Raw genomic sequence first — 21,724 nt, 5'->3', positions numbered from 1 at the left:
AGAGGGTAGTGAACTGGCTAAGATAAACCGGTGAAGGGTAAGGCGAACGACACGTTTTTTTCTTGTTCTGCTCCCTATTCCCCAATCCCTAATCACGCCTTAATATCTAAGCTCGGCGCTATACACCAGCCGCTGTGTTCCTTTAACTGACAGCTTACGGCTTAAGGCTGACAGCTCCCCGAAGGGGGTAGTCATTGCGAGGAGCGCAGCGACGCGGCAATCCATCTAACAAGCAGCCGTACGGCTCCCCGAAGGGTTTGCTCTTACCAATAAAACTTTCGCTCTGATGTTGATCTTTTCGTGGATTTAGCGGATTTCGTTGCAAAAAAGTGTTGAGTGTTTGTGGAGTGTTTATGCCAAAACAATAAAGGGTGAAGGTAAAGTGTTAGTGCTACCCCCTCACACTTTACGTTTCACCCTTTACAGCAGCTTTTACTAGCAGCAGAGTGCGCTTACGCAGGCACTTCTTGCTGTTCAACGGGGATTGCGCCCCACCTTTCTGTGAAGTTCCGGCATATGACGTCCGATCACCATAGATGACAGGAGTGACTCATATTGACTTTATACAAGCTTAAGTTATTATTGAGGTAACAACACCCCTCCCGCTACCCGTCAGCTCAGCGCCCTGTGAGGGGTTACTCTTTTATAGCCATACAGAACCTGTGAGGGCGTAAAATGAGCCAAGAGCCTCCGCTAAAGTTGCCTTTACTAAATCGCCAACATTATTCACTAAGCAAGTAAGCTTACTGCAACAGCGTGGTTTAGAAATCACCGATATTGCTAAAGCGCAGTTCTATTTAGCGCAGCTTAACTACTATCGCTTTGCCGCTTATTGTTTGCCTTTCGAGCAAGACCACGCCACGCACCAATTTATAGCTGGCACTAGCTTTGATGATATTTTAAACCTTTATGTCTTTGACCGAGAATTAAGACTACTGGTACTTGATGCCATTGAACGTTTTGAGGTTTCGTTACGGACCCAAATTGCTTACCAGCTTAGTCATAGATATAGCACAGCGCACCCGCATCTAAAGCCTGAACTATTTGGTGACTTGCTGGAGTACGCTAATAGTTTGGGGAAATTAAGCGGTGACGTAAAACGAAGTCGTGAAGAGTTTATTAAACATTTAACACAAAAGTACCAAGAGCCTTTACCTCCAATTTGGGCTTGCGTCGAACTGCTTACCATGGGGCAACTCTCACGTTGGCTGAGTAATATCAAATTGCGTGCCGATAGGCAGGTTATCAGTAAAAGTTATGGGCTGGATGAAAAAACGCTTACCTCATTTTGTGAACACCTATCGTTAGTTCGGAACCTAAGCGCACATCATTCCCGTTTGTGGAATCGAGATTTTACCAAAACAACAATGCTGCCACGTCATGGTGAAGAAGCGTTAATTAACGGCTTATTTACTCTACCGGATAGTGACAGACGGCTGCGCAAAATTTACAACACCTTGGTTATGTTGGGATATTTAATGGACGTGATAAGCGGTGATCATCATTGGAAGCAACGCTTAAAAAGTCTACTCGATACACATCAGATAGACATTAATCGCATGGGCTTTCCAGCCGATTGGCAAGCGCGGTCAATCTGGCAACAAGAGTAACTCACTTAGCTATATTCCAACCAACCACACCAAAACCCTTTTGCTAAAGTGGTAATCACATGGCAGTTTTGAGTGCTGAGTAAAAAAAGCGGATTACTTCGCTACGCTCGCAATGACCGAAACCTAAAGCGGTCGAATAAATTCAACCCTACCAACCCAACTGCCACACAAGGCGTGTTATGTCGTCATTGCGAGGAGTGCAACGACGCGGCAATCTAGGCCCATCGGGCAGCGATCAGCTTTAAGCCGTCAGCTATCAGACAAACAAAAAACAAACCGACTGCAGAGCGGCCATAAGCCAACAAACAGACGCTGGTTGAGTGTTGAGTGGGCTGACAGCTTACCGCTGATAGCTGACGGCTTTCTTTTAGTTATACGCTGAGCGTGGTACGAAAAATCCAACCTGTTTTATTTTAAACGCATGGCGGTCAGCTTAAGGCTGACAGCTCCCCGAAGGGGGCAGTCATTGCGAGGAGCGCAGCGACGCGGCAATCCATCTAACAGACAGTAATAAGCCAGAAGTAAAAGCACCTCAGCGTTTTTGTCTAGCTTCCAGCTTACTGCTTCCGACTTTCTATACGCTAAGCGCCTTACGAAAAAACAAAACCACCGTTTTTCTTTAACGTACAGCGTTAAACGTACAGGCTCCCCGAAGGGGCAGTCATTGCGAGGAGCGCAGCGACGCGGCAATCCATCTAACAAGCAGCCGTACGCTTTACGCTAAGCGCCTTACGAAAAAACAAAACCGCCGTTTTTCTTTAACGTACAGCGTTAAACGTACAGCTCTCGGAGGGGTTGCTCTTACCAATAAAACTTTCGCTCTTATGTTGATCTTTTCACGGGTTTAGCGGATTTCGTTGCAAAAAAGTGTTGAGTGTTTGTGGAGTGTCAACCAAAAAATAAAGGGTGAAGATAAAGCGCTTAGGGTTACCCCCTCACTCTTTACACTTCACCCTTTACTAGCAGCCTTTACTAACAGCTGAACCGGCTTACGCAGGCACTTCTTGCTGAGCAACGGGAATGGCATCCCAGCTTTCTTTAATTTCGCGCAATAGGCGACTGGTGCTCTCTAGCTTTTCAAGATCATTATTCATATTCACGCTAACTAGCTCGTTCATCATAAAATCGTATAAACGGCCTAAATTTTGTGCTATTTCACCACCATCTTCATAATCTAAAGACAAACGCAGCTCATCGATAATCATCATAGTAGAACTAACTAACTCACCGCGCTGTTCGTAATTTTGCTGCTCAATTGCGGTACGCGTTTTAGCTAAACGCTCAAGAGCACCGGCTAATAACATCTGAACGATACGATAAGGGGATGCAACAGATTTTTGACTGTCAAGGGCTACCGATTTATAAGCTTTCATTGAGCCGCGCATTGGTCCTGCCATACTTACTACTCCTGATGTTTAACACTTTGGTACGCCTGCTGAGAACGACGACCTTTTTGAATGGTTTGTAACCGTTCACCCAGCTTCTCTTTAACGGCTTCGGTCATACTTGTTAGTTGTTTAGATCGCTCAATGACGTCTTTAACTTGTTGCTCTGTGGCTTCATCAGCACTCACCACTTGTTGCAACAAGTTAGCACGCTTTTGCAAGCGCTCAGCTAATATAACATCATCAAAATCTTCGATGTTCACTTGCAAAGCAGCAAACAACTCATCATCTAGCTGAGACAATTGCTGCAAAAGTGTATCAGACATTGAATTACCTTTAGGTTATAGCATACCACCAGTGCCAAGCATCGACATCATGGTACTCATTTGGTTATTCATTTCAGCTACCATAGCATCCATGGCATTAAACTGTTTGGCAACCCGCAGCTCAAACTTTTCCATACGCACATCAAGGTCTAACCGTTGCTGATCATACTTACCAGACTGTAAATCAAGCGACTCTTTTTTATTGGTCAGAATACCATCACGCCCAACAAAATCATCCAGCAAGCTATCTAATTTATTGGCAAGCCCACTATCACCATCAAATAAACGACCGATTCCATTAAAGTTATTGGCAATGTTGTCATCGAGTATATCGTTATCAATCTCTAAGGTACCGTCACGCGTTGTAGTAATACCTAAATCAGATAGTGACTGCAATGCACTACTTGCACCTGTCACTTGCTCGCCCATGGCATCACGCAGCTGCGAGCTTATACCACGTAACAGACTATCGCCGTTAAGTGGGCCCGCTTTGTCATTTTCAGAGTCATAACTGCTTAACTTTTTAGAGGTCTCTACAACCTTATTATAGGCATCAACAAACTCTTTTAAATTTTCAGTAACGGCTTTTTTGTCATAACCGATTTTTAGTGTCGTGGTGGGATCATCCGTAGTGTTTATTTTTTCTAGGTTAAGCGTCACCCCGGCAATGGCATCGGTAATTTCATTAGAGCTACGGGTCACGGTTGCACCATCAATTTTCACCACAGCATCGGACGCTGCTTGAATGTTATCTAGCGCATTGTTAAATATGCCGCCAAAACTATCACCCGTACTAACTGTAACCTTATTATCAATACCGGTTTTATCGCCAAACAGTACTAATCGTGAACCATTATCGTCTGTCACCACAGTGGCGCTAACACCCGTGTTGTCATCAGACTGGTTAATCGCTTTTGCTATGTCAGCTAAAGAGCTATTTTCAGCACCAACATTCACTGAAAAAGACTCGGCCCCTAACGATAAATTAAGACTACCAGCCCCTAAATTATCACTAATGTCGACAGTTTTACCCAGATAGCCAGAGCCCACTTTATCCGCTTTAGCTAGTGCTTTTACTTCAATATCGTAGCTACCTGCCACCGCATTTTTATCAGCTTTAGAAGTTAAAAAACCTTCATTAGACAAGGTAACCGAGCGTTGCTGAAAGGCATCTTTGTCGGTAAGGCCATTTAGGGATTTTTTAAATGCATCCAGCTCTTTTGTTAAAGAAGCATAAGAAGATATTTGCACATCTATCTTGCTTTGTTTGCGGTTAATTGCATTTTCTTTTGGTGCTCGCTCCGATTGCACAGTTGCATCAATAAACTGTTGAACCGGAAAACCTGAACCTACACCTGGTATGCTCAGACCCGCCATAATAACCTCCTATGCTTCAAATTCTTAAGCTTTAACGTCAATTAGGCCGCCACTTGCTTCAGCTAATCTAGCTACCACCTCTAATAGCTCTTCGGTAGGTATTTGGCGAATAGTATCGCCCGTTTTATTATCTACCACCGTAACTACTTGTTGGCCAGAGTCTTCATCAACTCTAAATTTTAGCCCACGGTTAAAGGTGCCCACAAACTCATCCATTTCTTCAACTATTTTAGTGAGCTGTTCACCATTTAATGGCTCTTTTTGCTCTTGCTTTTGCTTTTGCTCAGCTTCACCTTGTGACACATTACTGCCAGTTTTATCAAGGGCTTGCACTGCTTTTTCTGTTTGCGTGGTTTCAGCACCAAAAGGCTGAGGAGCAAGCTGTTGCTTAGCTGCTTGTTCGCCTTTAAACGCAGCCGCTTGAGTTAAGGGTGTGATATCCATAGTTTAATCCTCAAACTAAAGCTATTAGATAAGCGCTACTTAGCTTAGTAGATGTGAAGCATTAAAAGGCCGTAATCCCCAACCCTTTCTGTACATTGCGTTCTATTTTCACAATCGCTAAGCAAAGTAGCCTTATATAAAAATTACCAAGCTAAGTTAACAGAGACAACCGGAGGCTAAGTGCCTCCAGTTATCTACTAACCATCTTATTACGCCAGCTTAGCCTAATAAAGAAAGCGCCGCTTGTGGTATTTGCTTAGCCTGAGCAAGAATCGAAGTGCCTGCTTGCTGCAGAATTTGCTGCTTAGTCAGATTCACCGTTTCTTGGGCAAAGTCCACATCTTTAATCCGCGACATACCGGCACTCACGTTTTCACGAGTATTGGCCAAATTATTAATCGTGCTTTCTAATCGGTTTTGAGTGGCACCCATTTTGGCTCGTTCGCCATCGATGGTTTTTATAGCGCCGTCTAGAGTGGTAATGGCTGAAGCATAATCAGCATGCTCACCTGCACCGATTGTATCACCTAATGCTATAGCTGGTACTGCAGCTGTAGTACCAACAGCTGGTGCCCCAGCTGTTACATCACTAGCAGTGGCTATTGTTCCTGGAGTTATTACTGTCGATAGGGTACTTTTCAAATCTAAACCGTCAGTTCCAGCACTGGCATTTTTAATGTTGATGGTCAGAGTTTCACCTTCATCGGCACCAATTTGCAGAGTTTTCCCCTCAGCATATTCACCATTTAACAGCTTTTGACCACCAAACTTAGTGGTATCGGCAATGTTATCAATCTCTTTTATTAACTCCGCCATCTCTTCCTGTATAGCCACGCGGTCATCAGCTGAGTTAGTATCGTTTGCGCCTTGTGCCGCAAGGTCTCGCATCCGTTGAAGTAGTTCGGTAGTTTCGTTTAACGCACCTTCGGCGGTTTGAATAATGGAGTTACCATCTTGGGCGTTTTTCATTGCCACACCCAAACCACGAGCCTGTGAATTCAAACGGTTAGAAATCTGTAACCCTGCTGCATCGTCTTTGGCCGAGTTAATACGGCTACCTGTAGACAAGCGCTCCATGGAGGTTGCTAGGTGGTTGCTAGAAGCATTGAGGTTACGCTGAGCACCCATTGCTGTAACGTTAGTGTTGACTGTAATCGCCATAATAAACTCTCCAGTGAGGTTAGTTTCGGCACAGTGCCGATATGCTTTGTGTTGTTGAAGTTAACCTGTTTTACAGTGCTGCTTCGTTGTTAATCAAGTTATCGGCAAGGCTTTTTAAAACTTTAAGATTTTTTCATTTTTCTTTTAGTAAGCACTGAATTTCTGCCTACCAATTTAAAGCACCTATTGGACTAGGTGAACTTGCCTATGATAAAAGAAGTATCGACTATCCCAAGCAAACCTTTAGTAAATTTTTACGCAGCTCAGCTGCGTCTGGCTGTCATTATGGATTTTCTCTCGTCATAGCGGTACTGAATCAAGTCCAGCATCAGGTACCTACTATTAGCTATTAGCGCCACAAAACCCAAAAGCAGATCCTGACCTTCGTTAGGATGATAGCAAAGAGAGCTTTCTGCTGTACGCCTTTTCTATTTAGACTTATTGCTTGTGCTGGGCGCTACTCTTCTTGCTTTACTTTCCGCCATATACAGCACAAACCGAATACTTGTAGCCGACGCTTTAGCTTCGGGACTGCGCAAGCAGTTAACGATTTCTGCTTGCAACACTTCAACCAACCATTAACATGCCAATAGGATATTATTCACTATAGGCATCGTAGACTGATATGAAACAAGCTATGTCACTTAAAAACCAATTTATTCAGATTAAAGAGTATCTCACTAACGGACAAGTTGAAGCAGCACTCAGTAAAGCAGAAGCACTACAAAGCCAAGAGCCCAACAACCTAGATGTACTGCGAGTAGTAGCGCAACTCTACGAAGAGATAAACTCGTTAGCTCAGCTTCAAAACCAGCTAGAGCTGATCCATCAGCAATTTCCTGACGAATTACAAGCTGTGCTGCAACTGGCTAAGCTGCACCATCGGCTTGGCAATAACAAGCAGTCGCTTGATTATATCAATCAAGCAGAATTATTGGCGCCAGAAAATACCTCTGTACTACATCATAAAAGTTTAATTTATAGAAACACCTATCAATATAATGACGCTATTAATTATTTACAAAAAATAGTCGATCTTGGCGGTGCTACCTCAGCCGTATGGAATAATTTAGGGTTAGTCCATCAAAACATTGGTTTATTCGACCTTGCAGAAAGCTATTACCTTAAGGCCGCAGAAAGTGCAGACCGCCAAGATGCTACGGCTTACAACAATCAAATTCAGCTTAATCATTATATTCCAAACTCTTCTTCCCAAAAAATATTTAATCTAACTACTCGTTGGGAACGAAAGTATGCTCAACATCTTCAGCTGGTTGATTTGAATACACACGATAACACTGCTAATAAAGTATTAAAAATCGGCTTAGTTTCGGGCGGTTTTCGTATGCATCCGGTAGGGCAAATGATCACCAGAATTTTAGAGCTGTTGCCACAGCATGAAATTGAATTAATCGCTTACAGTAGCAACTTACAAGAAGACTACATTACCAAACGCATTAAAAATACTGTGAGTCAATGGCATACTATTGAACACCTTAAAGGTAAAAAATTAGCAGAAAAAATAGCCAGCGATGACATTGATATTCTTTTTGATCTAAGCGGTCATATGAGTGGCAGCAGAATGACTACTATGGCCATGAAGCCGGCTCCCATCTTGGTAAAGTGGGTGGGTGGCTTAATCAATACTACTGGTTTGAGTACCATGGATTATTTGCTATCTGATAAGATAGAAACCCCAATTGGCGTAGATGAATGGTATACCGAAAAGCTCATTCGCATGCCCCATGATTATGTATGTTACGAAGCCCCTGCCTATAGCCATGATGTATATTCACCGCCAGTAACTCGTAATGGCTACATAACACTTGGCTGCTTTAACAATCCGCAAAAGATTAATAATGTGGTACTAGAACAGTGGGCAAATATTATGCATCACCTGCCCAACTCTCGTTTATTTTTAAAGAGTTTTGAGTTTAATAGCTCAGTTTTAGTCAACAATGTAACTAATACCATGGCCGAGCTTGGCATTAGCGCCGAGCGCTTAACTCTTGAAGGTCCTTCTAACCATAATGAGTTATTAAAAGCCTATAACAAGGTCGATATCGCCTTAGATCCATGGCCTTACTCTGGCGGACTCACTACCTGCGAGGCGATGTTTATGGGGGTACCAGTAGTCACCTACCCTGGGCCTACTTTTGCCGGTCGTCATTCTGCTACTCATTTAACTAATGTTGGTTTAGGACAGTTAGTTGCTGATAGTTGGGACGATTATTGTAACTTGGTATTAAATTTAGCCAACGACATAGATAACTTAACTAATATTCGCAAGCACCTACGTAATGCCTTACTAGAATCACCACTGTGCGATGCCCAAAGTTTTGCCCGCAATTTCTCAAATGCCATGCGCGCCATTTGGCAACGTCACTGCGCAGAAAAAGCGCCCGCTGCGCTTACCTTAGATGCAGAGGGCCAATGTCAGTTTGCCGATGAAGATCATCCTGTTACTTTGCAACTCCCCTTACCTACAGCCCCAGCAACTGATGAAGATTTTAGCTTTCATCTACAAGACCATATTATCGCCCTAGAGCATGGTACCAACTTAGCAAACCGTCCCTACTTTAGAGATTTTTTACGTAAAGGTGGCGTTAACTATATTTGCTTAGATCCTGCGGGAGCCTTATCTAATACCCAGCAATTACAACAAACCGGTTTATTTCAACATTTCCCACTTACTGTATTGGGTGATGGTAGCAAAGTGGACTTAAAGCTAGCCGTTAATGCGGAGGAGTCCACTACCTTACCTTTAAGTAAAGAATATACTGACAACACTATAGAGCTTATTAGCTGTACAGAAGTCGCCAGTCACCGCTTAGACAATATTGCCGGACTAGATAGTTTAGATTGGCTTATTTTAGATAATAAACACGATAATAAAATTATTTTACAACATGGTCAAAACAAACTGGCTAACGCTTTATTAATCGATATATCTATTAGCTTCTTACCCGAGCATACGGAACAAGTGGGCTTAACTACCATTAAAGAGTCTTTAGCTAAACTAGGTTTAGAACTATTAACAGTAAACAAAAAATCAGATGATGCAGATTTCGGTCAGGCTATCTTTATTCCTAGCCAACAAAAGCTAGCCCAGTTAGACAGTAATCAGTTGATGAAGTTAGCCTTTTTGTTAGATACGGTATATAGCGATCAAGACACTGCCCATAAAACACTAAAATTTATTAATAAAGAGCTAGCTAATACTTACCTCCATAAAAATGAATTAATGCCTACATCTTTTAGTAATACTCATCATGTAAATACCTCTCAAGAAGACCAGAAGTTAAAAATTAAAAATGGAAGATATCTCAATTGGCAATTAGATGAAAAAATAGTTGTTGTAGATATCGGTGCCAACCCTATAGATGGTCTGCCTCCTTACTATAACATGCTTAAAAGTGATATGATTTCTTTGGTTGGTTTTGAGCCTCAAAAAGAGGCTTTGAAACAGCTTAACAAGATCAAAGGGCCTAACGAACTATATCTCCCTTATGCAGTCGGTGATGGTAATCAAGCAACTCTTTATATATGCCAAGCATCAGGTATGACCTCAACTCTAAAACCAAATTTTGATGTACTAAACCAGTTTCAAGGCTACCCAGAGTGGGCCAAGATTAAAGAAGAAGAAGTTATAAAAACAGTTCGCTTAGATGATCTTGATGAAATAAAAGATATTGACTGGTTAAAAATAGATATACAAGGAGGTGAGCTTACGGTATTCGAGAATGCTGAAGAAAAGTTAAAAAATACTTTGATCATTCAAACAGAAGTTAACTTTATTCAGCTATACGAAAATCAACCTTTATTCGCTGAAATAGATCAGTGGATGAGAAACCATGGCTTTATCTTGCATACCTTATTAGAAGAGCGTAAAAGGCTTTACTCCCCCATGGTAATAAATAATCAAATTCACAATGGAATAAATCAATTAACTACCGCTGATGCAGTATATATAAAAGATATTTTTTCAGGTGAAAAATCACAAAAAAATGAATTAGTAAAACTAGCTGCAATATTACATCATGCTTATGGTAGCTATGACCTTGCATATAAAATAATAGATAAACTTGATAATGGATCTTCAGAAAAATACCTAAATACCATACCAAATAAACTTAACATTTCCATACAAAAAAATAAAACATTACACATTTGCTTTAATAATCCACACGTACAGGGGTTAATAAAAGCATTATCTAGTAATGATAACAATAGTAGCTATGAACACATCTTCCTTATTGAACAAAGTCGTTCCATTCCTGACTGGGATATCGAAGTACCTAAAAGCAATAAATGTTTTTTATTTAAAAAAGAGTATGATTTAAAAAAAGTACTTAAAAAGTGCATGGAATCAGATGTTGATAAAATAATATTTCATGGTCTATTTTTTACGTGGCAAAAAGAGCTTCTACTAAAAATAAAAAACAAAAATATATCATGGATAGTATGGGGAGGAGACTTATATAACGACTTAGGGTATAAAAAAAACATAGTCAAGCATATAAATACAATCGGTACCGTTGCTGATAATGATTATAAAATATTTGAAAAGCACTATGGAGTAAAAAAACACTTACCCTTTAGATATATAACACCTTATGACTATACAAAATTAAAGCAACCTTCTATAAAAAATAAAACAATAATAATAGGCAATAGCGGTGATGCAAGTAACGAGCACCTTGATATATTAGAGGCTCTTTCTAAAAAGAAAGATATTAAAAACTATAAGTTATTAATCCCGTTATCTTACAATACAAACAGTAACTATTTAACAAAAATAAAAATAAAAATAGCAGACTTGAATTTAGATAAAAATAGCTACCTTATTACTAACTTCTTACCAGCTGATGAACACTTTAAAATGTTAGCTAATGCCGATGTACTAGTTACTGCACACAATAGAGCCCAAGCGGGCGCTAATATATTAGCATCATTATTTTTCGGCAATGCCACTATACTAAAAAAAGATATAACAATACATGATGTTAAAGTGGAAAACCCTGGTTGGACAAGATTAGTTGATATGAATATAAGCCCTATAGATTACCAAGACTTTCTACTACTAGATGAAATTGCAATGCTACCAAAACCTAGTGAAGTTGAGCTATGTAAAATTAAAAATAGTATTATATCCGAAAGAGGATTCAACGCTGCTATTAACATAGATGAAGAGTTTTTCATAAATTCATAACCTTTATTACTCATGTAATATATTTAACAAAAGGGAACTGAACTTACATCTATTTTCAGTTCTCTTTACAATAAATATTACTTTTAGTCTTTGTGGACGTTTAATTGTAACCAAATATTTTTAACGCCGGCCCTGCCACTACCTCAAACTCTCTAATTTGATGTCTTGTCAACTCAGTTAAGTATCCACCTTTATTTTCTGGCATTATTGCTCTTTGCGTCTTTTCTTTCCATGCTAAAAATTCTACCGGCTCATCATTACTCTCATAATACTTTAGCATAATAGGTGAGTAGCTAATATTTAAGTAGCAACAAACATCATTTAAAACTACCTCAGGGTTAGCTATCAAGTCCTCATACCTAATTATAATTGCCCCTTTACTTTTATATTTCAATGCTGAGTTTGCACTTTTCAACCATTGGTATGCTATTTCACTTATAGAGTCGCTTAGTTCAGGAAAGTACCTTGACTCACGACTAATTTTTGCTAACTTAAAATAGGATGATGCTACATCTCTTCCATCGCGAATAATAAAAATTTTTTTTGAGCTAGGAAAAAACACACTCAAACGCTCAACCTTATTTATATAGTAATTATTTTTATCTCCTATCAATAAAGGTTTTTTATTAAACTTATTCGCGTAACTAAGGTAAACACAAGTACATAAATCCATGTAACTTTTAGGAGAGTAATAATATATAACTTTAATTAAATCATCATAACTAACCCCCCATGTTTCAAATTTTCTACATTTACAGACAGCTTCAGCAAATGTACGATAAGTTTTTTTGTTCAATATTACGTCAGAAAAATCATTTATGAACCATTCAGCAAATCCACATTCAGGAGGAACGATTATATCAGGATGACTATTAAGCATTAATCTAAAAAGAGTCGTGCCTGAACGAGGATTACCAAGAATAAAGAATTGTTTCTTATTACTTATCACTTCACCCTCACTTTACAATACTATTTATAACATCAAGAACCCACCGTTCTTTTATATTATAATACATAGGAAAACATAAAACTCTCGAAGATATATTCTCCGAAATATATAAAGTTACTTTGTCTTTTTTTATATCTAGAGTGTTTAATGAAGGAAAAAAGTAACGTCTAGTTTCCACTCCTTTTTTTTTAAGTGAACTCTTTATATATTGAACCTGTCTTTCACATTCACACAGAACAGAGAAATATGCATAATTATACTTAACGTCATTTGATATTTTTTGTAGCTTTAGCTTACTGCCTAATTCTTGTTCATATCGGAGCCAAACCTTGGCTCGTGCTGAGAGATTTTCTGCTATTTCATCTAACACACTCAACCCCATAGCAGCATGTAGCTCACTCATTTTTGCGTTAATGCCAAGCTCTTCTATAGTTTCTGGCCCCGTTATACCAAAGTTAATCATTTTTTTTGCACGTTCGTAATCTTCTTTATGCTTAAAAACTATTGCACCGCCCTCGCCTGTATGGAAAAGCTTGGTAGCATGAAAGCTTAAAGTTGCTGCATCACCGTGCTTTAATAAGCTTTCTCCTTGATATTTAACTCCAAAGGCATGGGATGCATCATAAATCACTTTAAGATTATGCTTTTGTGCAATGTGTTCAATAGCACTAACGTCACAAGCATTACCAAACACATGCACAGGAACTATCGCTTGAGTATTTTCTGTAATTGCTGCTTCAATATTATTAGGATCCAAACACCAAGTATCTGCATCTATATCTACAAATACAGGCTCAGCCCCCTCCCATTTCTGAGAGCTAGCTGTAGCAACAAAAGTAAATGGAGTGGTAATAATTTCTGATTTAGTGGTAGAGTCTTGCCCAGTAACACCTAAGGCACGATAAGCAATTTGTAAAGCTAGAGTACCGTTAGCAACCAATAGTAAATGTTCAACACCTAAATAACACTCCAAGCGCCGTGTTAACTCTTGCACTAACTCACCATTATTTGTAAGCCATTCACGCTCATAAATACCATCTAGATATTTATTAAGCTTTTCACGACTAGGAAGATACGGCTTTGTAACTGGGATCATATATTATCCTCGGCAAGAGCAAGTAAGTAATTTCCATAACTGTTCTTAGCAAACTGTCCGGCTTGTTGCTGCAGCTGCTTTAATGTAAGCCAGCCATTATTATGAGCAACTTCTTCTAAGCAGGCTATTTTATAACCTTGTCGCTTTTCAATAGTTTCAACAAAGCTGCTTGCTTCCAGCATGCCTTCGTAAGTACCTGTGTCTAGCCAAGCAAAACCACGACCTAGCAACTCAACATTTAAGCAACCACGTTCTAAGTAAACTTGGTTAATGCTGGTAATTTCTAACTCACCACGACTCGAAGGTTGAACGCCTTTAGCTATTTCTATTACGTTATTATCGTAAAAATATAATCCTGTTACTGCGTAGTTAGACTTTGGTTTTTTGGGTTTTTCTTCAATTGATACTGCTTTATTCTCTTTATCAAACTCTACTACACCAAAGCGTTCGGGATCTTTAACTTGATAACCAAAAACAGTAGCGCCTTCTTTCTTGGTAATCGCCTTTTTTAACTTTGGCGTAAAACCATGACCATAAAAAATATTGTCACCTAGCACTAAGCAGACATTACTTTTACCGATAAACTCTTCACCAATAATAAAAGCTTGGGCAAGGCCGTCTGGGCTTGGCTGTATTGCATAACTAAGGTTAATACCGAAATCACTGCCATCACCGAGCAAGCGTATAAATGCGCTTTGGTCTTCTGGTGTAGAGATAATCAATATCTCACGAATTCCCGCCAGCATGAGAACTGACAACGGATAGTAAATCATCGGCTTGTCGTAGATAGGCAATAACTGCTTACTTACGCCTTTGGTAATAGGATATAAGCGTGTACCAGAACCGCCTGCTAGCACAATGCCTTTCGTATTATGACTCATACGATCACTCCCAAGCGTTCACCTTGATAGCTACCATCTAACACTCGCTGACACCACTCTTGATTGCTTAAATACCACTGTACCGTTTTACGAATACCAGACTCAAAAGTTTCTTGTGGCTTCCAGCCAAGTTCACGCTCTATCTTTGTTGCATCTATCGCATAACGGCGATCGTGACCTGGCCTGTCGGAAACATGGGTTATAAGTGCTGAGTATTGAGTGTTAGGTGAACTACTTAGCGAAGAGATAGGACACTGTTCATCTAAAATTTTACAGATGGTTTGTACTACTTCTAGGTTAGTTTTTTCATTATGGCCACCGATATTGTAGGTTTCTCCTACTTCGCCTTCTGTTATTACTTTATAGAGTGCTCGGGCGTGATCCTCTACGTAGAGCCAATCACGAATTTGATCTCCATTACCGTATATGGGCAATGGCTTACCATCTAAGGCATTTAAAATTACTAATGGGATCAACTTTTCAGGAAAATGGTAAGGGCCATAATTATTGGAACAATTAGTTACTACCGTAGGCAAACCATAGGTACGTTGCCAAGCGCGGACTAAGTGGTCACTCGCAGCTTTAGAAGCTGAGTATGGGCTACTAGGCGAATAGGCCGTTTGTTCAGTAAAAAGCGGAAGCGAAGCTTCCTCAGTGTTTAATTTTGAGTGTTGAGTATTGAGTGTTTGATCCTTTAACTCACGACTCACCACTAAACCCTCAACACTATCACTCGGGTGTGGCAAGTCACCATACACTTCATCGCTACTAATATGATGAAACTTAAACACAGACTTTCGCTTTGGTTCTAGTTCATTCCAATATGCTCTTGCTGCTTCTAGCAGGTTATAGGTACCCACTATATTGCTCTGAATAAACTCACTTGGTCCATCAATAGAACGATCAACATGACTCTCTGCCGCTAAGTGCATAACCATATCTGGCTGATATACCGTAAATACCCGTTGTAACTCAGAGGCATTACAAATATCGATATGCTCAAATGCATAACGTGAACTTTCACTCACCGTTAGCAGGCTTTCTAGGTTACCGGCATAAGTAAGTTTATCTAAGTTGACAACACTATCTTGTGTATTGCTAATAATATGCCGTATCACCGCTGAACCAATAAACCCAGCGCCACCGGTAACTAATATTTTCATAATCCTGTCCGCCCTATCCCAAAATACATCACTCCCGAATCACTCGCTGCACTAGGTTCATATAGATTGCGGCCATCAACTAACACAGGTGATGTTAACTGCTGTTTAAGCCAAGTGAAGTCTAGGGTACGAAACTCTTTCCATTCGGTGCAAATTACTAAGGCGTCGGCCTGCTGCACCGCTTGTTCTTTATCTTCGCTTAACGTCAGCAAGGGGTGATTATTTTTAGCCACCGTTTGTAATTGTGCAGGATAAAGCCGTGCGCACTCGATCATGGCTTCTGGATCGTAGGCTTGTACGGTTGCGCCAGCTTGCCAAAGTGCTTCCATAAGTACTCGGCTTGGGGCTTCACGCATATCGTCGGTGTTGGGTTTAAAAGCTAAACCCCATACTGCTATAGTTTTGCCCGCTAGCTGGCCATCGAAAGCTTGATTAAGCTTACGAAACAGCACGGTTTTTTGCCGTTGATTAACAGACTCAACCGCTTGCAGCAATTGGCTTGGGTAGCCTACTTGCTTGGCGGTGTGATTGATCGCTTGCACGTCTTTTGGGAAGCAAGAGCCACCGTAGCCACAGCCAGGGTAGATAAAGTGATAACCAATGCGCGGATCACTACCAATACCTTGGCGCACTTCTTCTATATCTACGTCCAATAAGTCGGCAAGGTTGGCCATTTCGTTCATAAAGCTGATTTTAGTGGCTAGCATGGCGTTGGCTGCGTACTTAGTTAGCTCAGCGGCGCGCACTTGCATAAACATTAATTTATCGCGATGACGGTTATAAGGCGCGTAGCATTCGCGCATCAGCTCTTTAACCCAGTTTGAGTTAGTGCCGACCACAATGCGCGCCCCACGGGTAAAGTCATCAATAGCCGCGCCCTCTTTCATAAATTCTGGGTTTGAACACACTTCAAAAGCAAGGTCTAAGGCCCTGCTCTGCAATTGTGCGCCTACCACTGCAGATACTTTATCGGCAGTTCCTACCGGCACGGTCGACTTGTTAACGATCACTTTAGGAGTTTGCATGTGTTGGCCAATACTGCTGGCCACTTGCAGTACATAGTTAAGATCAGCACTGCCATCTTCGTCGGGTGGCGTACCCACGGCAATAAATTGTAGAGTGGCAAAGTGTACGGCTTGCTCAACATCGTCGCTAAACTGCAAACGACCCGCTTCGCTATTATTAACTACTAGCTCACGCAAGCCTGGCTCGTAAATAGGAATATCACCTTGGCGCAGCACTTGAATACGTTTGGTGTCGACGTCCATGCACAATACATCATGGCCAACATCAGCAAAGCAAGCGGCCGCCACTAATCCCACATAACCAGAGCCATATACGGTAATTTTCATGCCATTCCTTGCGCTAATAAAGATAAGCTACACTCAATTGCTAATGGATTAATTAGACCATAAATAGCACTACAACAGCCAGCTTAAAGGCTATGTTGAATGTCGAAAAATCAGCGCCCAGCGCATAGCTGTATAACACCACAACCAAGCACCGAGTTAAACCGCGCCTTGTGTTGGCTTCTCCCTAGTCTGTCATTGCGGGGCTCGAAGCAATCCATTTCAAACAAAGCTATACATCTCACGCTGTGCGCCTTACGTTAAAGAAAGCACGGTTTGTTTTTTTCGGAAGGCGCTAGGCGTAAAGCATATGGTTGTCTGTTAAGTGGATTGCCGCGTCGTTTCACTCCTCGCAATGACCCAAAGGCAATGTTGAATGTTGGATTTTGAATGTTGAATTAACTGACAAACACTCAACTCTGCTTTCGCCCTTACGCTGTCATTGCGAGGCACGAAGCAATCCATTCCAAACAAAGCTGTACGCCTTACGCTGACCGTCATACGTTAAAAATAAAACCGATTTGGATTTTTCGTACCGCGCTCAGCGTAAAGCGTATGGCTGTCTGTTAAGTGGATTGCCGCGTCGCTGCGCTCCTCGCAATGGCTAAATAAACAGCTGTGCGCCTTACGCTGACCGCCATGCGTTAAAGGTAAAGTCTTCCACAACCCGGTATCAGGATGACGGCTAAGGCTGCGCTGAGAGCTGTCATATAAAGAGAACCTAAACACTGCACGGCTGAAGCAGTGCCTACAGGACGGGACTCGGCTAATAATTAATAACTTTGATGTCTCGATAGAAGTTTTCGTGGGTACCCAATGCTATTAACTCTAGGGTAACTCTACCACTCTCATAACTGTAGCCAAGCAGGGTAAGCTGCTTCACCATTTTAAACTTGTAAACAAAAAGAAAAGCAAGGTCCCCTTTTTTTTGCTCTCCTAATAGCGGGTTTTCGATAAGCTCTCTAATCGCTTTATCTAGATCCGCCTTTTGGTTTTGGTAGAGCTTTTTTACGGACTTTTTAAAGGTCGGTGTTTGCAGAACCTGGGTGATTTTAGCCAAAATTATACGCCTCTAGCTTGCCGGCTTCTTTTTCTGCTTTTGCGATAATCGCTTGCTTGACGAATTCATAAGGTAGATCTGGATTATCTTCCATCATTGCACCAACTTTCGCCCAATGTTCGATTTGTTTTGGCGTGGTTCGATGTAATGCTTTGCCCATAATAGCGGCTTTATCTACTAATTCTTGATCAATACGTATGCTAGTTGTAGACATAATATGCTCCTTGATATGACTCTCGACAACACTAACTGTAGCGCAACGCTACAAATGCTGCAATGCGCATCTAAAAAGAGAGCACTAGGTCTAACGCTATACGCCTTACGCTGGCCGCCATACGTTAAAAATAATACGGGTTGGATTTTTCGTACCGCGCTTAGCGTAAAGCGTATAGGTAGTTGGTTACTTTTTAGCTTCTTTTACAGAAGGCAAACTTGTCTCGAGTACTTATACTGCAACTTGTCAAACTACTTGGACACAACTACAATGACCTAATAAGAGACCGATTAGGAGACCTCTATTATGACTACTAGAATTTTAGCTGACGTTGCTGCCAGCATTACGGAGTTTAAAGCTAACCCTATGAAAGTAGCTACAAGCGCCTATGGCGAGCCTGTTGCTGTTCTTAATCGAAATGAACCTGCATTTTATTGCGTTCCAGCTGAAGCCTACGAGATAATGATGGACAAACTCGAAGATTTTGAGTTTTTAGCGTTAGCTAAAGAGCGCCAAAATGAAAGTAGCGTTTCGGTAAATATCGATGACCTATAGTCTCGAGTTTAAAAAGAGTGCACTCAAAGAATGGAATAAGCTGGGTGCAACACTCAAAGCTCAATTTAAGAAGAAATTAATTGAACGTTTGAGTAACCCTCACATCTTAGGGGCCAAGCTCTCAGGCGCTGATAATATGTATAAAATCAAACTTCGACAATCAGGCTATCGTTTAGTTTATCAAGTTGAAGACAGCATAGTTACTGTAACTGTTCTAGCAGTCGGTAAACGTGAGCGAAGCGATGTATATAAGAAAGCAACGATGCGCCTCGATAACTGACTGCGGTTCAATGCCGCACTCACCGAGCCTAATATGTTACCCAATGTTAAATTGATAGCTAACAGAAAGCTCGAGTTTAAAGGCGCTTTGCTGCGCTAAGTGCCAAGCTAAAAAAAACACCGCTCTTTTTCCCTTAGCCGTCTTGCCGGGCTTGCCCCGGCATCTCGTACTTTGGTTTTAAACATTAAATCGAGATCCTGATTGTCATCAGGAAGACAGCCTAAGAGCAAGATCCTGAAGCCTAACTTGCCACCCAATGTTAAATTATCCCGATGGACTCGGTGAACAGGTTAAAGAAAGCGCCTTGCTAAAGAACAACACTAAATGTTCCCGCTAAGACGGGAGTGCCAGCTAAAGCGGCACACTACAAAAGCAAGCGGCAAGCCTTACGCTGGCCGCCATGCGTTAAAAATAAAACGGGTTGGATTTTTCGTACAGCGCTCAGCGTATAACTAAAAGAAAGCCGTCAGCTATCAGCGGTAAGCTGTCAGTCCACTCAAGACTCAACCAGCGTCTGTTTGTTGGCTTATGGCCGCTCTGCGGTCGGTTTGTTTTTTGTTTGTCTGATAGCTGACGGCTTAAAGCTGATCGCTGCCCGAAGGGCCTGGATTGCCGCGTCGCTGCGCTCCTCGCAATGACGGCTAAGATCATTAGGGGAACGGTTAGTCGTAAGTTTCAAATATGATTATACTTCAAACCGCTCTCTTAGCCCCGCTGGTGCTAAGTAAGCAATAGTCTTATTACCTTTTTGTTTGGATGCCATTAATAGCTGTTCATTTGCTAACTGATTAAGGTAACTACGGGCAGTATTTTCGTTTACATCTAGCTCAATTGATACTTGCTTGGCTGTAAATATTTTACCTGGTTGCTTTACAGCTTCTTTTAAAATTTCTAATTGGCCTCTTTTTAGGCCTTTCAAAACAGGGCTTTTATCTACCCACTCCATAAACTGATAAAAATCGGATTTTTTACTCTCTATATAACTATGCAAAGAGTTAACAGCTTTAGTCACTATGTCTACTTGATGATATATGAAGTAAGTTAAATCAAAATCATCGGTCTCGGTATAGATATAGGCGGCACCGTAGTCGCTTCTTTTTTCTTGAATGAGCTTACTAATAGATATGTACTCAAATAACCAGTAGCCAGCCTTTAACATAGACCAATAAAAAAGCGCTCTTGCTGTTCTACCATTGCCATCACCAAAGGGATGGATATACCCTACCATAAAATGAAGAATAATCGCTTTTACTAATGGATGCATAAAGTGCTTAGAATCTGCACTGTCATCACACGCATTGGCAAAGGTACATAAATCTTGAAGCCTTTCTTTTAACGTACTTGCACAGGGTGGCTGATGAGCAACTTCGTTATACATATCTGCAACAGTAACAGTGTTATCTACCCGAAGTTCGCCAGAGACAGCGTCATTATCGATGGCTTTGTAGGTAGCAATGGCATGCAGTTCTAAAATAAGCTCAATTGATAAGGGTTCATCTTTTCTCTCGAGCGCCTTTTTCATCAAGAGAAAGTTATTAAAGATCATTTGTTCAGACTTATCGGTTGGCTTTCTGTTACTTTCCAACATCTCTTTGGCGACTTTACGCGTTGTTGAAGCCCCCTCAAGCTGCGAAGAAGTAATAGCCTCTTCTATCATAAGGTTTTTGACTAGGTAACGGTCTTTTTCTCTGCTTGTTATAAAAGGGCTATCGCTAATAGTGTGTCCGCCCCCTGTTACTTTATCTATGTAATGTAACTGGGCAAATAGAGAGTCAGGAATACAATAACTAAAAGACTGTTCTGGGCTATCTGCAGTTAGTAAAGTTACTGGCTTAGCAATAGCTTTTCTTGCAAATTTAGTCGCAACCCAAGCTGCTTCTTCATCAATGCCCTTTTCTACCCGCCATATAAACTTATCCCAGTGCAGATATTCTCCAGCTTCATTAGTCGCACCATAACGTGCTAATAAGGACATTAGTTTATCTGGTGCTATAGTTTTGAGCAGTACCGAAAAAGGCTTTGGTTTTCTAAATCTTGCCATCACACACCTACAAACGTAATTTTTATATTTTGACTTTACCTGCCTAAGTTAGCCTCATCAACTAAAAATATAAAAGTTACGTTTTATTGCTATGCAAGGCTTAGAGGGAAGGCAGCGCCGAGTATCAAGGAGCTCGGCGCTGTCCTTTTTGTGCGAATAAATTCGCCCCTACGAAAAGCCAGAGCCACCCTTTGGTCATTGCGAGGAGTGTAACGACGCGGCAATCCATTTAACAGACAGTAATAAGCTTGAAGCTAGAAGCCGGAAGTAAAACCAAAAATAAAAATGCCTCAGTGTTTTTGTTTAGCTTACCGCTTCCAGCTCTGAGCTTCCGGCTTTCTATACGCTTTACGCTGAGCGCCTGACGAAAAAACAAAACCGCATTTTTCTTTAATGTAACGCGGTCAGCGTTAGACGTAGCGCTTTCTTTGAAATGGATTGCCGCGCTACGCTCGCAAAGACGAAATAAGGGCGCATAACAATATAGTGCAAAGCGGTGATTTTCAACCCAGTTGTCCAAATAAGACTGTCTAAGCAGCCATTTTATTTCGCTCCATTTCCTCGAGTTTACAGGGATTGAGCGAGACAGCTCCCGTCACTTCCCAGTTTCGGGTATTACCC

17 protein-coding genes are annotated in these 21,724 nt (G+C 41.1%); 4 read left to right on the top strand and 13 right to left on the bottom strand.

Translation table 11 applies throughout. The annotated features are described in order from the left end of the window. Positions 1 to 746: 746 nt before the first annotated feature. A complete protein-coding gene (locus J3U76_RS14100) occupies positions 747 to 1,610 on the top strand; it encodes an Abi family protein (protein WP_208006616.1) in 864 nt (287 codons plus the stop codon). Positions 1,611 to 2,599: 989 nt separating this feature from the next. Here the strand turns inward: J3U76_RS14100 and fliS are convergent. The 5 genes from fliS to J3U76_RS14075 form a co-directional block, all read right to left on the bottom strand. Beyond that, entirely contained in the window at positions 2,600 to 3,007 is a 408-nt protein-coding gene (fliS, locus tag J3U76_RS14095; RefSeq protein WP_243454272.1) for a flagellar export chaperone FliS, read from the bottom strand. A gap of 5 nt (positions 3,008 to 3,012) precedes the next feature. Beyond that, positions 3,013 to 3,321 carry a hypothetical protein gene (locus J3U76_RS14090; RefSeq protein ID WP_208006611.1) on the bottom strand — a complete coding sequence of 103 codons (309 nt, stop codon included), beginning with the start codon at positions 3,319 to 3,321 and terminating at the stop codon, positions 3,013 to 3,015. 15 nt (positions 3,322 to 3,336) lie between these two features. Continuing rightward, a complete protein-coding gene (fliD, locus tag J3U76_RS14085) occupies positions 3,337 to 4,698 on the bottom strand; it encodes a flagellar filament capping protein FliD (RefSeq protein ID WP_208006610.1) in 1,362 nt (453 codons plus the stop codon). Positions 4,699 to 4,722: 24 nt separating this feature from the next. Continuing rightward, positions 4,723 to 5,142 (bottom strand): flagellar protein FlaG, encoded by a 420-nt coding sequence (locus J3U76_RS14080; protein WP_208006609.1) that lies wholly within the window; start codon positions 5,140 to 5,142, stop codon positions 4,723 to 4,725. Between the two features lie 219 nt (positions 5,143 to 5,361). Continuing rightward, positions 5,362 to 6,303: a flagellin N-terminal helical domain-containing protein gene (locus tag J3U76_RS14075; protein WP_208006608.1), complete on the bottom strand. Its 942-nt coding sequence runs from the start codon at positions 6,301 to 6,303 to the stop codon at positions 5,362 to 5,364. Between the two features lie 625 nt (positions 6,304 to 6,928). Here J3U76_RS14075 and J3U76_RS14070 point away from each other — a divergent pair. Next, complete coding sequence (locus J3U76_RS14070) at positions 6,929 to 11,515, top strand: TDP-N-acetylfucosamine:lipid II N-acetylfucosaminyltransferase family protein (RefSeq protein WP_208006607.1); 4,587 nt, start codon at positions 6,929 to 6,931, stop codon at positions 11,513 to 11,515. Between the two features lie 100 nt (positions 11,516 to 11,615). On the opposite strand, the gene J3U76_RS14065 is transcribed toward J3U76_RS14070, so the two are convergent. The 7 genes from J3U76_RS14065 to J3U76_RS14035 form a co-directional block, all read right to left on the bottom strand. Next, positions 11,616 to 12,464, bottom strand: coding sequence for a sulfotransferase (locus J3U76_RS14065; RefSeq protein WP_208006606.1), 849 nt, complete (start codon positions 12,462 to 12,464; stop codon positions 11,616 to 11,618). Between the two features lie 7 nt (positions 12,465 to 12,471). After that, on the bottom strand, positions 12,472 to 13,560 hold the full coding sequence (locus tag J3U76_RS14060) for a DegT/DnrJ/EryC1/StrS family aminotransferase (RefSeq protein WP_208006605.1): 1,089 nt from the start codon (positions 13,558 to 13,560) through the stop codon (positions 12,472 to 12,474). Then, entirely contained in the window at positions 13,557 to 14,441 is an 885-nt protein-coding gene (gene rfbA / locus J3U76_RS14055; protein WP_208006604.1) for a glucose-1-phosphate thymidylyltransferase RfbA, read from the bottom strand. The genes J3U76_RS14060 and rfbA overlap by 4 nt, the downstream gene beginning before the upstream one ends. Next, positions 14,438 to 15,604, bottom strand: coding sequence for a dTDP-glucose 4,6-dehydratase (locus J3U76_RS14050; protein ID WP_208006603.1), 1,167 nt, complete (start codon positions 15,602 to 15,604; stop codon positions 14,438 to 14,440). Before J3U76_RS14050 ends, rfbA begins: the two co-directional genes overlap by 4 nt. After that, a complete protein-coding gene (locus J3U76_RS14045; protein WP_208006602.1) occupies positions 15,601 to 16,956 on the bottom strand; it encodes a UDP-glucose dehydrogenase family protein in 1,356 nt (451 codons plus the stop codon). The genes J3U76_RS14050 and J3U76_RS14045 overlap by 4 nt, the downstream gene beginning before the upstream one ends. 763 nt (positions 16,957 to 17,719) lie before the next feature. After that, the gene (locus tag J3U76_RS14040) at positions 17,720 to 18,013 is read right to left on the bottom strand and encodes a type II toxin-antitoxin system RelE/ParE family toxin (protein WP_208006601.1); all 294 of its coding nucleotides are present in this window, start codon (positions 18,011 to 18,013) and stop codon (positions 17,720 to 17,722) included. Further along, positions 18,006 to 18,227 (bottom strand): TA system antitoxin ParD family protein, encoded by a 222-nt coding sequence (locus tag J3U76_RS14035; protein WP_208006600.1) that lies wholly within the window; start codon positions 18,225 to 18,227, stop codon positions 18,006 to 18,008. The genes J3U76_RS14040 and J3U76_RS14035 overlap by 8 nt, the downstream gene beginning before the upstream one ends. 306 nt (positions 18,228 to 18,533) lie before the next feature. On the opposite strand from J3U76_RS14035, the gene J3U76_RS14030 reads away from it, so the two are divergent. Together J3U76_RS14030 and J3U76_RS14025 are read left to right on the top strand one after the other, a co-directional pair. Next, the gene (locus J3U76_RS14030) at positions 18,534 to 18,782 is read left to right on the top strand and encodes a type II toxin-antitoxin system Phd/YefM family antitoxin (RefSeq protein ID WP_208006599.1); all 249 of its coding nucleotides are present in this window, start codon (positions 18,534 to 18,536) and stop codon (positions 18,780 to 18,782) included. Further along, the gene (locus J3U76_RS14025) at positions 18,772 to 19,062 is read left to right on the top strand and encodes a type II toxin-antitoxin system RelE family toxin (RefSeq protein WP_208006598.1); all 291 of its coding nucleotides are present in this window, start codon (positions 18,772 to 18,774) and stop codon (positions 19,060 to 19,062) included. The genes J3U76_RS14030 and J3U76_RS14025 overlap by 11 nt, the downstream gene beginning before the upstream one ends. Positions 19,063 to 19,747: 685 nt before the next feature. On the opposite strand, the gene J3U76_RS14020 is transcribed toward J3U76_RS14025, so the two are convergent. Beyond that, positions 19,748 to 21,103 (bottom strand): Fic family protein, encoded by a 1,356-nt coding sequence (locus tag J3U76_RS14020; protein WP_208006597.1) that lies wholly within the window; start codon positions 21,101 to 21,103, stop codon positions 19,748 to 19,750. Between the last annotated feature and the right edge of the window lie 621 nt (positions 21,104 to 21,724).

Source organism: Oceanisphaera pacifica (assembly GCF_017498065.1).
In the GTDB taxonomy this organism is placed as follows: Bacteria; Pseudomonadota; Gammaproteobacteria; order Enterobacterales; family Aeromonadaceae; genus Oceanimonas; species Oceanimonas pacifica.
The sequence above is the reverse complement of the archived record's forward strand: the minus strand, read 5'-3'. Positions and strand labels throughout refer to the sequence as shown.

Bases quoted from the DNA above. Each gene is read 5' to 3' on its own strand.
- fliS (WP_243454272.1), bottom strand. From the start codon at position 3,007: ATGGCAGGACCAATGCGCGGCTCAATGAAAGCTTATAAATCGGTAGCC.
- J3U76_RS14090 (WP_208006611.1), bottom strand. From the start codon at position 3,321: ATGTCTGATACACTTTTGCAGCAATTGTCTCAGCTAGATGATGAGTTG.
- fliD (WP_208006610.1), bottom strand. From the start codon at position 4,698: ATGGCGGGTCTGAGCATACCAGGTGTAGGTTCAGGTTTTCCGGTTCAA.
- J3U76_RS14080 (WP_208006609.1), bottom strand. From the start codon at position 5,142: ATGGATATCACACCCTTAACTCAAGCGGCTGCGTTTAAAGGCGAACAA.
- J3U76_RS14075 (WP_208006608.1), bottom strand. From the start codon at position 6,303: ATGGCGATTACAGTCAACACTAACGTTACAGCAATGGGTGCTCAGCGT.
- J3U76_RS14070 (WP_208006607.1), top strand. From the start codon at position 6,929: ATGAAACAAGCTATGTCACTTAAAAACCAATTTATTCAGATTAAAGAG.
- J3U76_RS14060 (WP_208006605.1), bottom strand. From the start codon at position 13,560: ATGATCCCAGTTACAAAGCCGTATCTTCCTAGTCGTGAAAAGCTTAAT.
- rfbA (WP_208006604.1), bottom strand. From the start codon at position 14,441: ATGAGTCATAATACGAAAGGCATTGTGCTAGCAGGCGGTTCTGGTACA.
- J3U76_RS14050 (WP_208006603.1), bottom strand. From the start codon at position 15,604: ATGAAAATATTAGTTACCGGTGGCGCTGGGTTTATTGGTTCAGCGGTG.
- J3U76_RS14045 (WP_208006602.1), bottom strand. From the start codon at position 16,956: ATGAAAATTACCGTATATGGCTCTGGTTATGTGGGATTAGTGGCGGCC.
- J3U76_RS14035 (WP_208006600.1), bottom strand. From the start codon at position 18,227: ATGTCTACAACTAGCATACGTATTGATCAAGAATTAGTAGATAAAGCC.
- J3U76_RS14030 (WP_208006599.1), top strand. From the start codon at position 18,534: ATGACTACTAGAATTTTAGCTGACGTTGCTGCCAGCATTACGGAGTTT.
- J3U76_RS14025 (WP_208006598.1), top strand. From the start codon at position 18,772: ATGACCTATAGTCTCGAGTTTAAAAAGAGTGCACTCAAAGAATGGAAT.
- J3U76_RS14020 (WP_208006597.1), bottom strand. From the start codon at position 21,103: ATGGCAAGATTTAGAAAACCAAAGCCTTTTTCGGTACTGCTCAAAACT.